The 16,225-nt window shown below is 73.4% G+C and carries 2 protein-coding genes; both read left to right on the top strand.

The features are described 5' to 3' along the window. The first annotated feature begins 16 nt into the window (after window positions 1-16). Window positions 17-10,678 carry a type I polyketide synthase gene (locus OHS70_RS07765; RefSeq protein ID WP_328395040.1) on the top strand — a complete coding sequence of 3,554 codons (10,662 nt, stop codon included), beginning with the start codon at window positions 17-19 and terminating at the stop codon, window positions 10,676-10,678. A gap of 33 nt (window positions 10,679-10,711) precedes the next feature. After that, on the top strand, window positions 10,712-16,195 hold the full coding sequence (locus tag OHS70_RS07760; RefSeq protein WP_443062578.1) for an SDR family NAD(P)-dependent oxidoreductase: 5,484 nt from the start codon (window positions 10,712-10,714) through the stop codon (window positions 16,193-16,195). Window positions 16,196-16,225 lie beyond the last annotated feature (30 nt).

Here is a 16,225-nt window from a genome sequence, read left to right as displayed (position 1 = left end):
GTGAGGGACGATTTCGGTGGCGAACGAGGACAAGCTCCGCTATTTCCTGAAGCGAGTCACCGCAGATCTCCAGGAGACCCGGCGGCGCCTTCGTGACTACGAGGACGCCGCCGGGGAGCCGGTGGCCATCATCGGGATGAGCTGCCGCTACCCGGGAGGCGTCAACTCGCCCGAGGATCTGTGGGAGCTGGTCGCCGGGGGCCGGGACACCGTCTCGGAGTTCCCCGCCGACCGCGGCTGGGACCTGGACGCGCTCTACGACCCGGACCCGGAGAACCGCGGGACCAGTTACGCCCGCCAGGGCGCGTTCCTGCGCGACGTGGCGCAGTTCGACGCCGGCCTCTTCGGGATCTCGCCCCGTGAGGCGCTCGCCATGGACCCCCAGCAGCGGCTGCTGCTGGAGACGTCCTGGGAGCTCTTCGAGCGGGCCGGCATCGACGCCGCCTCTCTGGCGGGAAGCAGGACCGGCGTGTTCGCCGGAGTGATGAACCACGAGTTCCTCGCCACCCTGCAGAACTCCCCGGAAGACCTGGAGGGCTATCTGGGCACGGGCACTTCGGGCAGCGTCGCCTCCGGCCGGGTTGCCTACACCTTCGGCCTCGAAGGGCCGGCCGTCACGGTCGACACGGCGTGCTCGTCGTCCCTGGTCGCCCTGCACCTGGCCATCCAGGCGCTGCGCAACGGCGAGTGCTCACTAGCCGTTGCGGGCGGTGTCACCGCGATGGCCGGCCCCGCCACCTTCGTCGGCTTCAGCCGCCAGCGCGGACTGGCACCCGACGGCCGCTGCAAGGCGTTCGCCGCCGGTGCCGACGGCACCGGCTGGGGCGAGGGCGCCGGCCTGCTGCTGGTGGAACGTCTCTCGGACGCCCGCCGCAACGGGCACGAGGTGCTCGCGGTCGTGCGGGGTTCCGCCGTCAACCAGGATGGCGCCTCCAACGGCCTGACCGCCCCCAACGGCCCCTCGCAGCAGCGGGTGATCCGCCAGGCCCTGGCCGCTGCGCAGCTGACTACCGCGCAGGTCGACGCGGTGGAGGCGCACGGCACGGGCACGCGGCTCGGCGACCCGATCGAGGCACAGGCACTGCTCGCCACGTACGGGCAGGGCCGTTCCGACGACAAGCCGCTGTGGCTGGGCTCCATCAAGTCCAACATCGGCCACACCCAGGCCGCGGCCGGTGTGGCGGGCATCATCAAAATGGTCATGGCCATGCGCCATGACGAACTGCCGCGCACGCTGCACGTCGACGCGCCGTCCCCGCACGTCGACTGGTCGGCGGGCGCCGTACGGCTGCTGACCGAGCCCACGCCCTGGCCGGCTTCGGACCAGCCGCGGCGGGCCGGCATCTCCTCCTTCGGGATCAGCGGCACCAACGCGCACACGATCATCGAGGAGGCCCCCTCGGCCGAAGCGTTCACGCAGGACGCAGAGGCCCCGGAGGCCCCAGAAGAAGGCGCGGAGAACACCGAAGCCGCCGCCGTCGAGGCCGCACTTCCGGCCGAGGGCGGGCCGGTGCCGTGGGTGATCTCCGGCAAGAGCGAAGCGGCGCTGCGCGCCCAGGCCGAACGCCTGCTGTCCCGTACGGACACCGATGTCTCACCGCTGGACGTGGCGTTCTCGCTTGCCACCACGCGCACGGCCCTGGAGCACCGCGCGGTGGTGCAGGGCAAGACGTCGGCGGAGCTCGCCGAGGGGCTGCGGGCAGTGTCCTCCGGCTCCCCGGCCCCGGGCGTGGTGCGCGGCCACTTCGGCGCCGGCGGGCGCGTCGGGTTCCTCTTCTCCGGTCAGGGTTCGCAGCGGTTGGGGATGGGGCGTGAGCTGTATGCGGCGTTCCCGGTGTTCGCCGATGCGTATGACGAGGTGTGTGCGCGTCTGGATGCGCCGGTCGACGTCGATTCGGAGGAGTTGAACCAGACCGGGTGCACTCAGCCTGCGTTGTTTGCGGTTGAGGTGGCGCTGTTCCGGCTGTTGGGGTCGTGGGGGGTGCGGCCGGATTACGTGGCGGGTCACTCGGTGGGCGAGATTGCGGCCGCGCATGTGGCGGGTGTGCTGTCGCTCGATGATGCGGCGAAGCTGGTGTCGGCGCGTGCTGCGCTGATGCAGGCGCTGCCGGCGGGCGGTGCGATGGTGGCGGTCCAGGCGACCGAGGACGAGGTCCTGCCGCATCTCACCGATCAGGTCGGTATCGCGGCGATCAACGGGCCTCAGTCCGTGGTGGTCTCCGGTGCGGAGAACGCGGTCACCGCGATTGCCGAGGTCTTCACGCAGCAGGGTCGTAAGACGTCCCGGTTGAAGGTCAGCCATGCCTTCCACTCGCCGTTGATGGACCCGATGCTGGAGGACTTCGCGCAGGTCGTCCGCGGGCTGACCTTCGAGAAGCCGCAGCTCTCCGTCGTCTCCAACGTCACGGGCCGGCTCATCGACGCGTACACCGCCGACTACTGGGTCCGCCACGTCCGCGAGGCCGTGCGCTTCGCCGACGGTGTGCAGACCCTCGGCGACCTGGGCGTGACCACCTTCGTGGAGATCGGCCCCGGCGGCGTCCTCAGCGCGCTCACTCAGGGCTGCCTGGACGGCGACGTCGTCAGCGTGCCCGCCCTGCGCGCCGACCGCCCCGAGCGGGCCGCACTCGTCGCCGCGGTTTCCGAACTGCACGCGCACGGCGTCTCCCCGGACTGGCACGCCTTCTTCCCCGGCGCCCGGCGTGTGGAACTGCCCACCTACGCCTTCCAGTACGAGCGCTACTGGCTCGACGCCTCACCGGCTGCGCCCGGCGACGTCCGCGCCGCCGGCTTGGACTGCGCCGACCACCCGCTGCTGGGCGCCGCCGTCTCTCTCGCCGGTGGTGACGAGCGGCTGCTGACCGGCCGGCTGTCCCTGCGCACGCACCCCTGGCTCGCCGACCACACGGTCATGGGCAGCGTGCTGCTGCCGGGCACCGCGTTCGTCGAACTGGCCGTGCGCGCCGCCGACGAAGCCGGCTGCGAACTGCTGGAGGACCTCACCCTCGAAGCGCCCCTGGTGGTGCCCGAGCGGGGCGGCGTCGCGGTGCAGGTGTGGGTCGGCGCGGCTGACGGGTCCGGTCGCAGGCCGCTGACCGTGCACTCGCGCCCCGAGGACGACACCGACCTGCCGTGGGTGCGGCACGCGACTGGCTTCGTCACCGATGAGGCGAGCGCCCCGGCAGCCGGTCAGGCGCTCACGGCGTGGCCGCCGGCGGGCACCGAGCCGGTCGACCTCGACGGCTTCTACGACCGGCTGGCCGGCCTCGGCCTGGACTACGGCCCGGCGTTCCGCGGACTGCGGAGCGCCTGGCGCGCGGGCGACGAGGTCTTCGCCGAGGTCACTCTCCCGGACGGCACGGACACCGGCTCCTTCCTCCTGCACCCGGCGCTGCTGGACGCGGCGCTGCACGCGATCGGCGCGGGCGGTGCGGACGGTTCCCTGGTGGCCGAAGCGGACGGGCCGCTCCTGCCGTTCGCCTGGTCCGGGGTGTCCGTGCGCGCCACGGGCGCGTCCACCGTACGGGTGCGGCTGTCGCCGGCCGGTACGGACACGGTGTCCCTGCTCGTGGCCGACGACGCCGGCGAGCCCGTGGCGTCGGTGGAGTCGCTGACGCTGCGCGCGGTGTCCGCCGAGCAGCTTCGCAAGCGCTCCGGCGACGCGATGTTCGCGATCGAGTGGGTGCCGCTGCCCCTGCCGTCCGACGACGCGGACGGGACGACGGTCGCGTACGTCCCGGACACTGCCGCACTGGCCGGCGTCGACGGGCCGTCGCAGCCGGACGTGGTCGTGGTCCCATGCCCAAACGGCCCGGAAGGGCCCCCCGAGGCCGAGCGGGTCCGCGCGGTCACCGCCGAGGTGCTCCAGCTGCTCCAGCGGTGGTTCGCCGAGGACCGGACGCCGTGCCTCGTGCTGGTGGCGCGCTGCGACGACCTCGCCCACGCCGCTGCGGGCGGACTGGTGCGCTCGGCCCAGGCGGAGAATCCCGGCCGGATCGTGCTGATCGAAACCGACCGCCCGGCCGACGCGGCCGAGCTGGTGCCCGGCATCGTGCGCTCCGGCGAACCCCACGTCGTCGTCCGTGAAGGGGAGATCCGCGCACCGCGTCTGGCCCGTGCCACCTCCCCGGCGACGGAGGACGCCGCCTCAAGCCCCGCCGAGGACGCTGCCTCCGACCTTACCGAGGGCAGTGCCTCCGGCCTGGGTACCGTGCTGCTCACCGGCGCCTCGGGCGCGCTGGGCGGAACCCTCGCCCGGCACCTCGTGACCGACCACGGCGTGCGTCGGCTGCTGTTGGTCAGCCGGCGCGGTGCGGACGCCCCGGGCGCCGCGGCCTTGGAGGCCGAACTCACCGCGCTCGGCTCCGAGGCGACGTGGGCCGCCTGCGACATCGCCGACCGCGACGCACTCGCCCGGCTGCTCGCCGGGACTCCGGTCGATTCCGTCGTGCACACCGCCGGCGTGCTCGACGATGGCGTGATCGCCGCCCTGACCCCGGAGCGCATGGACGCCGTCCTGAAGCCCAAGGTCGACGCCGTGCTCAACCTGCACGAGCTCGCCGGTGAGGGCACGACGTTCGTGCTGTTCTCCTCCGCCGCGGGCGTCTTCGGCAACTCCGGCCAAGGCAACTACGCCGCGGCCAACGCCTTCCTCGACGCCTTCGCCCGGCACCGCCGCGCCCAGGGCCGGCCCACGATCTCACTGGCGTGGGGCCTGTGGGGGCAGGAAGGCGCCATGGCCGACGCCCTCGACGAGGTGGGCAGGTCGCGGATGGCACGCTCGGGCGTACTGCCGCTCGCCACCGAGGACGGCCTGCGGCTGTTTGACGCGGCGCTCACCTCGGACGAGCCCGTGCTGGTACCGGTCCGCCTCGACACCCCTGCCCTGCGGAACCAGGCGGCCGGAACCGTACCAGCACTGCTGCGCGGGCTCGTACGCGTCACCACGCGTGGCACCGCCCAGCGCGCCACCACCGGATCACTGGCCGCCCGGCTCACCGGGCTGACCCGGGACGAGCGCGACGAGGCCGTCCTGGACCTGATCCGGTCCGAGGTCGCCGCCGTGCTCGGGCACTCCTCGCCCCGAGCCGTCCAGCCCGCGCACGCCTTCCAGGATCTGGGCTTCGACTCCCTGACGGCCGTGGAACTGCGCAACCGGCTGTCCACCGCCACCGGTCTGCGCCTGCCCGCCACCCTCGTCTTCGACCACCCCACGCCCGCCGCCCTGGCCCGGCACATTGGCACCGAACTGCTCGGCGACGTCGCGGCGGCCACGTCCACGGCGCGGCAGTCCGCCGTCGCAGCCGACGAGCCGATCGCCATCGTCGGCATGAGCTGCCGCCTCCCGGGCGGGGTGCGCTCGCCGGAGGACCTGTGGCGGCTGGTGGCCTCCGGCCGGGACGGCACCTCCCGGTTCCCGGACAACCGCGGCTGGGACGTCGACTCGCTCTACGACCCCGACCCCGAGTGCCTCGGCAAGACCTACGCGCGCGACGGCGGCTTCCTGCACGAGGCAGCCGACTTCGACGCCGGCTTCTTCGGCATCAGCCCCCGCGAGGCCCTGGCGATGGACCCGCAGCAGCGGCTGCTGCTGGAGGCGTCCTGGGAGGCCTTCGAACGCGCCGGGATCGACCCGGCGACGGTCCGGGGCAGCAGGACCGGGGTCTTCACCGGCCTGATGTACCACGACTACGGCCAGGGCCCGCGCGAACTGCCCGAGGGCGTCGAGGGCCTGCTCACCACCGGAGGCTCCGGCAGCGTCGCCTCCGGCCGGGTGGCCTACACATTCGGCCTCGAAGGCCCGGCCGTCACGATCGACACGGCGTGCTCGTCGTCGCTGGTCGCCCTCCACCTGGCCATCCAGTCGCTGCGGAGCGGCGAGTGCACCATGGCCCTGGCCGGCGGCGTCACCGTCATGGCGAGCCCGACGGTCTTCGTGGAGTTCAGCCGGCAGCGCGGGCTGTCGCCCGACGGCCGCTGCAAGGCGTTCGGCGCGGATGCGGACGGTACCGGCTGGGCGGAGGGCGTGGGCGTGGTGCTCGTGGAGCGCCTCTCCGACGCCGTGCGCAACGGTCACGAGGTCCTGGCGGTGGTGCGCGGCAGCGCCGTGAACCAGGACGGCGCGTCCAACGGCCTGACCGCCCCGAACGGCCCGGCGCAGCAGCGCGTGATCCGGCAGGCGCTGGCCTCCGCCGGACTCGTCCCGGGCGATGTCGACGTCGTGGAGGCGCACGGCACGGGTACGACGCTGGGTGACCCGATCGAGGCGCAGGCGCTCATCGCCACGTACGGGCAGGAGCGCGCGGAGGACCGGCCGCTGTGGCTGGGCTCGCTGAAGTCCAACATCGGCCACACGCAGGCCGCCGCGGGTGTGGCCGGCGTGATCAAGATGGTGATGGCGATGCGGCACGGTGTGCTGCCGCGGACGCTGCACGCGGGCGAGCCGACGCCGCACGTGGACTGGTCGGCGGGTGAGGTGCGGCTGCTGACCGAGGCCGTGGAGTGGCCCGGGTCGGACCGCCCGCGCCGCGCCGCGATCTCGTCCTTCGGCGTCAGCGGCACCAACGCCCACACCATCATCGAACAGGCACCCGCTTCGGCGGAGCTGCCGCCCACGCCCGACTCCGGCGCAGTCGTGCCGTGGGTGCTCTCCGGCAGGACCGAAGCAGCACTGCGGGCGCAAGCCACCCGCCTCGCGTCCTTCCTGGAGGACAGCGACGGCGACACCGCGGTCCCGGCGGCCGATGCGGCTTACTCGCTGGCCACGACCAGGGCGGCCTTCGAACAGCGCGCCGTGGTGGTCGCGGACACCCTTGAGGAGCTCCGTCAGGGGCTGGCCGCCGTCGCGGACGGCTCCACGCCGCCCGGCGTGGTGACGGGCACCGCACGCGCCGGCGGCAAGACCGTCTTCGTCTTCCCCGGGCAGGGGGCGCAGTGGGTGGGCATGGCCGCCGACCTGCTGGAGACCTCGCCGGTCTTCCGTGACCGGATCGACGCCTGCGAGCGCGCCCTCGCGCCGCACGTGGACTGGTCGCTGACCGCTGTGCTGCGCGGGGCGTCCGATGTGGAGCAGGATCGGGTCGACGTCCTGCAGCCTGTGCTGTGGGCGATGACGGTCGCGCTGGCCGAGGTATGGCGTTCCTTCGGGGTGACCCCCGACGCGGTCGTCGGACACTCCCAGGGCGAGGTCTCCGCGGCGGTGATCGCCGGAGCGATCTCCCTGGAGGACGCGGCGCGCATCGTGGCGCAGCGCAGCCTCGCGGTGCGCGAACTCCAGGGTCGCGGCGGCATGGCCTCGGTGACGCTCCCGGACGAGGAAGCACAGGAACTGATCGGCCGGTGGGCCGGCCGCCTCGGCATCGGCGCCGTTAACGGGCCCGGAACCGTCGTGGTCTCCGGAGACACCGACGCCTTGGACGAACTGCTCGCGCACTGCGAGAAGGAGGGCATCCAGGCCCGCAAGGTCGCCGTCGACTACGCCGCGCACTCGCCGCAGATCAAGCAGGTCGAAACGCAGGCCGGCGAGGGATTCGCCGGCATCAGCCCCCTCCCCGGCGCCGTGCCCTTCTACTCCACGGTGACGGGCGGGCGGTTGGACGCGGGCGAGCTCGGCTCCGGCTACTGGTACCGCAACATGCGGCAGACCGTGCGGTTCTACGACGCGATCCGGTTCGCCCTGGCCGACGGGCACGACGTGTTCGTCGAAGTCAGCCCGCACCCTGTGCAGCTGGCGGGCATCCAGGACGCCATCGAGGCCGCCGAGGCCGAGGCCGTGGTCATCCCGACGCTGCGCCGTGGCGACGGCGGCCGGCACCGGCTGCTGCTGTCGCTGGCACAGGCCCACGTGCACGGCGTCGCCATCGACTGGAACGCCGTCCTGCCCGGTGCCCGCCGCGTCGACCTCCCGACCTACGCGTTCCAGCACGAGCGCTACTGGCTGGAAGCGGGCGCGCCGGGCGGCGACGTACGGGCGGCCGGACTGGACTCCGCCGACCACCCGTTCCTGGGCGCGGCGGTGGAACTGCCCGACGCCGGCGGTCACCTGCTGACCGGTCTGCTGTCGCTGAAGGCCCAGCCCTGGCTGGCCGACCACGCGGTGCTGGGCACGGTGCTGCTGCCCGGCACGGCCTTCGTCGAGCTGGCCGCCCACGCCGCGGCCGAGACCGGCTGCGACGTGGTCGAGGAGCTCACCCTGCAGGCACCGCTGCTGCTGCCCGAGCACGGCGGCGTTCAGATCCAGGTCCTCGTGGGCGCCCAGGACGACTCCGGCCGCCGCCCGCTGAGCGTGCACTCGCGCGCCGGGGAAGGCCCCTGGATCCGCAACGCCACCGGCGCCCTCGCCACCGGCGGGGCCCCTTCCGGCACCGACCTGAGCAGCTGGCCACCGGCCGACGCGCAGCCGGTGGACCTGGACGGCTTCTACGACCGGCTGGCGGACCTCGGCCTGAGCTACGGCCCGCTCTTCCAGGGGCTGCGCGCCGCCTGGCGCGGCAACGACGCGGTCTACGCCGAACTGGCCGTCCCCGACGAAGCACACGCCGACGCGGACGCGTTCGGTGTGCACCCGGCCCTGCTCGACTCCGCCCTGCATGCTCTGGGGGCGGGCGGGCTCGTACCGGCAGCCGACGGGCCCCTGCTGCCCTTCGCGTGGTCCCGCGTCACGGTCCACGGAACCGGAGCGGCCGCCCTGCGGGTACGGCTCTCGCAGGCCGGCGGCGACGCGGTACGGCTGGAGGTCGCCGACGGCACGGGTCGGCCCGTCGTCTCGGTGGAATCGCTGACGCTGCGCCCGGTGTCGGCCGACCAGCTCCGTACGCGCTCCCGGGACTCCCTGTTCACCGTTGAGTGGGCGCCGCTCGCTGCGCTGTCTGAGGCGAACGGCCCGGCCTTACGCGTCTACGACGACATCGCCTCCCTCCTCTGCGCCCCGGAGACGGAGACCGGGGCGGAGGCGGACGTCGACGCCGTCGTCGTGCCCTGCCCGGCCGGGTCGGGCACCGACGCCGAGCGGGTCCGGGAAGTCCTGGCCGAGGTGCTCGGGCTGGTGCAGGCGTGGCTGGGCGAGGACCGGGCCGCCCGCCTGGTGCTGGTGACCCGGGGCGCGGTCGCCGCCGGCGACGACCCGGCACAGGCCGATCCTGCACAGGCCGCCGTGTGGGGCCTGGTGCGGTCGGCGCAGTCCGAGAACCCGGACCGCATCGTCCTCCTCGACACCGACAAGAACACCGACTGGCAGCACACCGTGGCGACGGCCGTACCCCGGCTCGTCGCCTCCGAGGAGCCGCAGGCGGCGCTGCGCGGCGACACGCTCCTGCTGCCCCGGCTCGCCAGGGCCGCCGCCGACGCCCCGCAGGGCGCCCCGGACTTCGGAACCGGAACGGTGCTCCTGACCGGCGCGTCCGGCGCCCTGGGCGGACTCGTTGCCCGGCACCTGGTCGCCGAGCACGGCGTGCGCAGCCTGCTGCTGATGAGCCGGCGCGGCGCGGATGCCGAGGGCGCGGCGGAGCTCCAGGCGGAGCTCACCGCCTCGGGCGCCGAAGTGCACTGGGCCGCCTGCGACGTGGCCGACCGCGACGCCCTCGCTGGGGCACTCGCCGGGACGCCGGTGACGGCCGTGGTCCACACGGCCGGTGTCCTCGACGACGGCGTGATCGGTTCGCTCACCCCGGAGCGCCTGGACGCGGTGCTGCGCCCCAAGGTCGACGCCGTGCTGAACCTGCACGAGCTGACGGGCGAGGTGTCGGCGTTCGTCGTCTTCTCCTCGCTCGCGGGCACGCTCGGCACCCCCGGCCAGGCGAACTACGCAGCCGCCAACGCCTTCCTGGACGCCTTCGCCGGGCGCCGCCATGCGCAGGGGCTCCCCGCGGTGTCGCTGCCGTGGGGCCTGTGGCAGCGGACCGGCACCATGACCGAGGACCTCGGCGGAGCGGACCGGACCCGGCTCGCCCGCGGCGGCGTCGTGCCGCTGTCCGATCAGGACGGCCTGGAACTCCTCGACGCCGCGCTCGCGCTGGAGGAGCCCCTCGTGGTGGCGGCACGGCTGGACATCGCCGCCCTGCGGAACGCGGCCGCCCCGGTGCCGCCGCTGCTCAGGACGCTGGTCGGCGGCCGGCCGCGGCGTACGGACCGGGCAGTCGCCGTACCGCTGGCGCAGCGGGTCGCGGACCTGCCGGAGAGCGAGCGCGAAGAGGTGGTGCTGGACCTGGTCCGGTCCGAGGTCGCCGCCGTCCTCGGGCACAGCTCGGCCAAGTCCGTCCAGCCCGACCAGGCCTTCGGCGACCTGGGCTTCGACTCGCTGACCGCAGTGGAGCTCCGCAACCGGATGAACAAGGCCACCGGGCTGCGACTGCCCGCAACGCTGGTCTTCGACTACCCGACGCCGACGGTGCTCGCTCAGCGGGTGCTGAAGGACCTCCCCGGCGGCACGGGCGGGACGGTGTCGGTGTTCGACGGGATCGACCGCCTCGCCGCCGCCCTCGAAGGCGCCGGAGCGGACAGCGTCGACAACATCACCCGAACCAAGATCAACATGCGTCTCCAGGCGCTGCTCGCCCGCTGGAACGGGAACGAGCCGGCCGATCCGGGAGGCGCCGGCGGAGCCGAGGACGAGGACGACCTCAGCTCGGCGAGCGACGAGGAGCTGTACGAGCTCCTCGACGACGAACTCGGCATCTCCTGAACTGCGCAGGCCGAAAAGGGGCGGGCAACACCGATGATGAACGAAGACAAGCTCCGGGACTACCTCAAGCGGGCCACCACCGACCTGCGCCAGGCCCGGCGGCGCGTGCGCGAACTGGAGGCCCGGGACCAGGAGCCGATCGCCATCGTGGGCATGAGCTGCCGGTTCCCCGGCGGCATCGGCTCCCCCGAGGCGCTGTGGCGGCTGCTGGCCGAGGGCGGCGACGCGATCTCGCAGTTTCCCGAGGACCGCGGCTGGGACGTCGACTCGCTCTACGACCCCGACCCCGAGCAGCCGGGCAAGGTCTACACCCGGCAAGGCGGATTCCTCCACGACGCGGCGGACTTCGACGCGGACTTCTTCGGGATCAGCCCGCGCGAGGCCCTGGCGATGGACCCTCAGCAGCGGCTGCTGCTGGAGACCGCATGGGAAGTCTTCGAGCACGCGGGCATCGACCTCGCCCCCCTCAAGGGCAGTCGCACCGGCGTCTTTGCCGGCCTGATGTACCACGACTACGGCTTCACGCCCGGCGTCCTCCCCGACGGCGTCGAAGGGCTGCTCAGCACCGGCAACTCCGGCAGCGTCGCCTCCGGGCGCATCGCCTACACCTTCGGCTTCGAGGGCCCCGCGGTCACCATCGACACCGCCTGCTCGTCCTCGCTCGTCGCCCTGCACCTCGCCGTGCAGGCACTGCGCAACGGCGAGTGCTCCATGGCGCTCGCCGGCGGTGTGACGGTCATGGCGGGCCCGAGCGCGTTCGTCGAGTTCAGCCGCCAGCGCGGCCTCGCCCCCGACGGCCGCTGCAAGTCCTTCGCGGCGGCCGCGGACGGCGCGTCATGGTCCGAAGGCGCTGGCCTGCTGCTGGTCGAGAGCCTGCGGGACGCCCGCCGGCTCGGCCACCAGGTGCTCGCTGTCGTCCGGGGCAGCGCGGTGAACCAGGACGGCGCGTCCAACGGCCTGACCGCGCCGAACGGTCCTTCGCAGCAGCGCGTGATCCTCGAGGCGCTGGCCAGCGGTGGGCTGTCCGCCGAGGAGATCGACGCCGTCGAAGCACATGGCACGGGCACGAACCTCGGCGACCCGATCGAGGCGCAGGCGCTGCTGGCGACCTACGGACAGGACCGCGAACGGCCGCTCCTGCTCGGCTCGCTGAAGTCGAACATCGGCCACACGCAGGCTGCGGCGGGTGTCGCCGGCGTGATCAAGATGGTGCTGGCGATGCAGCACGGAGTGCTGCCGCAGACGCTGCACGTCGACCGGCCGACCCCGCAGGTCGACTGGTCGGCCGGCTCGGTCGAGCTGCTGACCGAGGCGGTCGTGTGGCCGGAGTCGGACCACCCGCGCCGGGCCGGGATCTCCTCGTTCGGGATCAGCGGCACCAACGCGCACGTCATCCTTGAGCAGGCGACCGAACCGGCGGCGGAGGAACCGGCCGACGACACGGCCGGGGGTGAAGGTGCGGCGGTCGACGAGCCGCTTCGGCCGCGGACCTCGGTGGTCCCGTGGGTGCTCTCCGGAAAGACCGGGGAGGCGCTGCGGGAGCAGGCGCAGCGGCTGCTGTCGTCCGTGGACCTCGCGGCCGCGTCGCCGGCCGACGTGGGGTTCTCGCTGGCGGCCACCCGGTCGGCGCTGGAGCACCGGGCTGCGGTGGTCGGTGCCGACGCCGACGAGTTGCGCGCAGGGCTGACCGCACTCGCAGCAGGCAAGCCCGCGGCACACGTGGTGACGGGGCGCGCCGATGCCGCCCGGGGCAAGGTCGGGTTCTTGTTCTCGGGGCAGGGTTCGCAGCGGCTGGGGATGGGGCGCGAGCTGTACGAGGCGTACCCCGCGTTTGCTGCGGCTTATGACGAGGTGTGTGCGCGGCTGGATGCGCCGGTCGATGTCGATGCTGAAACGCTTCACCAGACCGGGTGCACCCAGCCCGCGTTGTTCGCGGTCGAGGTGGCGCTGTTCCGGCTCCTGGAATCCTGGGGCATCCGGCCCGACTACGTGGCCGGTCACTCCGTGGGCGAGATTGCAGCCGCGCATGTGGCGGGCGTGCTGTCGCTCGATGACGCGGCGAAGTTGGTGTTGGCGCGTGCTGCGTTGATGCAGGCGCTGCCTGCGGACGGTGCGATGGTGGCGGTCCAGGCGACCGAGGACGAGGTGCTGCCGCACCTCACCGAGCAGGTGGGTATCGCGGCGATCAACGGGCCTCAGTCCGTGGTGATTTCCGGTGCCGAGGATGCCGTGCTGGAGATCGCCGAGGTCTTCACGCAGCAGGGTCGTAAGACGTCGCGGCTGAAGGTCAGTCACGCCTTCCACTCGCCGCTGATGGACCCGATGCTGGAGGACTTCGCCGACGTCGTACGCGCTCTGTCCTTCAGCGAGCCGCAGATTCCGGTGGTCTCCAACCTCACGGGCGGCGTGTCCGAGGCATACACCCCCGAGTATTGGGTCCGCCACGTTCGCGAGGCCGTCCGCTTTGCCGACGGTGTGCAGACCCTGCACGACCTGGGCGTGAGCACCTTCGTCGAGATCGGCCCCGGCGGCGTCCTCAGCGCGCTCGCCCAGGGCTGCCTCGACGGCGACGTCGTCACCGTCCCTGCCCTGCGCACCGACCGCCCCGAACCGCAGGCGATCACTCTCGCTGTCGGCCGGCTGCACACCCACGGCGTCTCCCCGGACTGGCAGGCGCTGTTCCCCGCAGCTGGCCGCGTCGGCCTGCCCACCTATGCCTTCCAGCGCGAGCGCTACTGGCTCGAAGGCACGGCCGCGCTCGACGTCTCCTCGGCGGGCCTGGACTCCTCCGGTCACCCCCTGCTCGGCGCGGTGGTGGAGACTGCCGGGGGACAGGACGTGCTGTTCACCGGCCGTCTGTCCCTGGCCGACACGCCCTGGATCGCGGAACACACGGTCGGCGGGGTGCCGGTGCTCCCGGTCGCTGCGTTCGTGGAGCTCGCACTGGGCGCGGGCCGGCAGGCCGGGTTCCCGCATCTGGAACAGCTGGACGTGGACGCCCCGCTGGTCCTGGCAGAACAGGGCGCCGTCCGCATCCAGGTGCAGGTCGGCGCGGGCGACGACACCGACCGGCGGTCGGTGCGGGTCTTCAGCCGGGCCGCCGCCGGCGGCGCCGACGAGCCGTGGGTCTGCCACGTCACCGGAGAACTCACCCGCAGTGCTCCGGCGGCGGAGTTCGACATGGTGATCTGGCCGCCGGCGGGCGCCGAGCCGGTGGACGTCGAGGACCATCCGAGCCTGCGCGCCGCCTGGCGCGCCGGGGACGAGCTGTACGCCGAGGCCGCGCTGCCTCTCGCGGAGCGGGACCGGGCGGACCGCTACGGCCTTCACCCCGTACTGCTGGACGCCGTCCTGGACACCCTGGCGCTCGACCGTGCCGGCGATCCCGGCCAGGTGCTCATGCCCTACGCCTGGAGCGGCACGTCCGTGCACGCCCCGGGAGCAGGGACCGTGCGCCTACGGGTCCGGCCCGCTGCCGACGGCGACGCGGTGGCGATCGAACTGGCCGACGCCGACGGTGCTCCCGTCGCCTCGGTGGCGTCCCTGCGGACGCAGACGGTGTCTCCACAGCAGGTGCTGGCATCGCGCGTGGCGCACCAGGACTGGATGTTCGAGGTCGACTGGGTCGAGCACACCGCCCCGGCTGCTTCCGCTCCCGAGGCCGAGTGGGCGGTCCTTGGCGGCGACGGCCGCTACGCCGACATCGACGCGCTCCGTAAGGCGGTCGACGACGGTGCGGCCCCGCCCGCCCACGTGCTCCTGCCCTGCGCCCCGAGCGAGGGCGGTGCCGCCTCGGCGACACGCGAGTTACTGGCCGGTGTGCTGTCGGCCGTCCAGAAGTGGGTCGCCGACGAGCAGTTCTCCGATGCGCGGCTCGTGGTGATGACGCGCGGAGCCGTCGACCTGGACGGAGCGGCGCCGGACCTCGCACACGTCGCGGTGGTCGGCCTGGTGAAGTCGGCCCAGTCCGAGCACCCGGACCGGCTCCTGCTCATCGACGCGGACGACTCCGTCGCGGACGGGGGTGTTGACCCCGCGCTGGTGGCGGCGCTCGCCGCCCTCGACGAGCCGCAGGCCGCAGTGCGCGGCGGCAAGCTGTTCGTACCGCGCCTCGCCCGGATCGCCCCGTCCGAGGAGCCCACCGATCACGCGTGGGACCCCGAAGGGACCGTGCTGCTCACCGGCGCGACCGGTGGCCTCGGACTGTCGTTCGCGCGGCACCTCGTCGCCGAACGCGGCGCACGGAGGCTGCTCCTGGTCAGCCGCCGCGGCCCCGCCGCCGAAGGCATCGGCGAAGTCGTCGCCGCCCTGTCCGAGCTTGGCGCGCACGTCGACGTGGCCGCCTGCGACATCGCGGACCGGGACGCCCTCGCGGAGCTCCTGGCCTCGGTCCCGGCCGAGCAACCGCTCGTGGCCGTGGTGCACGCGGCGGCCGCTCTGGACGACGGCGTGATCACCGCACTGACCCCGGAGCGCCTGGACACCGTGCTGCGGCCGAAGGCCGACGGGGCGCTGCACCTGCACGAGCTGACCAAGGACCTGGACCTCTCCGCGTTCGTGCTCTTCTCCTCCCTCGCCGGAGTCCTGGGCAGCGCCGGCGCGGCGAGCTACGCGGCGGCCAACGCCTTCCTGGACGGGCTGGCGCGGCAGCGCCGGGCCGCGGGCCTGCCCGGTACCTCGCTGGCGTGGGGCCTGTGGACGGACAACGGCGGCATGGGCGACCGGATCACCGACGCCGATCGCAACCGGATGGGCCAGGCCGGGGTCGTGCCGTTCACCTCCGCGGAGGGGCTGGCACTGTTCGACGCCGCCCTCACCGTTGACCGGCCGGTGATCGTGCCGGTCCGGCTGGACGTCGCGGGGCTGCGCTCCATGGCCCGCGCCGGCATGCTGCCCGCGGTCTTCCGCGGCCTCGTCGGCGACACCGGCGGCACGGCCGAGGAGGCCGCGGCCGCCAGCACCCCCGCCCTGGCCCGGCGCCTCGCCGGGATGCCAGAGGCAGACCGGGAGAAGGTGCTGCTGGACCTGGTCCGCAAGCAGGCGGCCGCGGCCCTGGGCCACGCCACTGCGGACCGGATCGAGCCCACCACGGCCTTCCGGGATATCGGCTTCGACTCCCTGACCAGCGTGGAGCTCCGCAACCGGCTCAAGGCCGCGACCGGGCTCCGGCTCAAGCCCACCCTCGTCTTCGACCACCCCAACCCGGTCGCAATCGCCCGGCTCCTGCACAAGGACCTGGTCCTCGACCTCGGCGCCGAAACCTCGCCGGTGCTCGACGAACTGGACCGGCTGGAAGCCCAGCTCGCCGCGCTCGACCCGCAGGACGCGGTACGGGACAAGGTCACCGCCCGGCTCAAGGCGCTGCTCTGGAAGTGGACCGACACCCAGCAGGACACCGCGGCGAACACCGCCGACGCCGGCCCCGGCACCGACCGCGACTTCGACCTCGACCGGATCGACGCCGCCACCGACGACGAGATGTTCGACCTCATCGACCAAGAGCTCGGGTCTGCCTGAATCTTCTCACGCACTGCTATCGAGGACGTA

Origin of the sequence: Streptomyces sp. NBC_00390, assembly GCF_036057275.1 — a bacterium.
In the GTDB taxonomy this organism is placed as follows: Bacteria; Actinomycetota; Actinomycetes; order Streptomycetales; family Streptomycetaceae; genus Streptomyces.
This window is presented reverse-complemented; position numbering and strand designations above follow the sequence as displayed.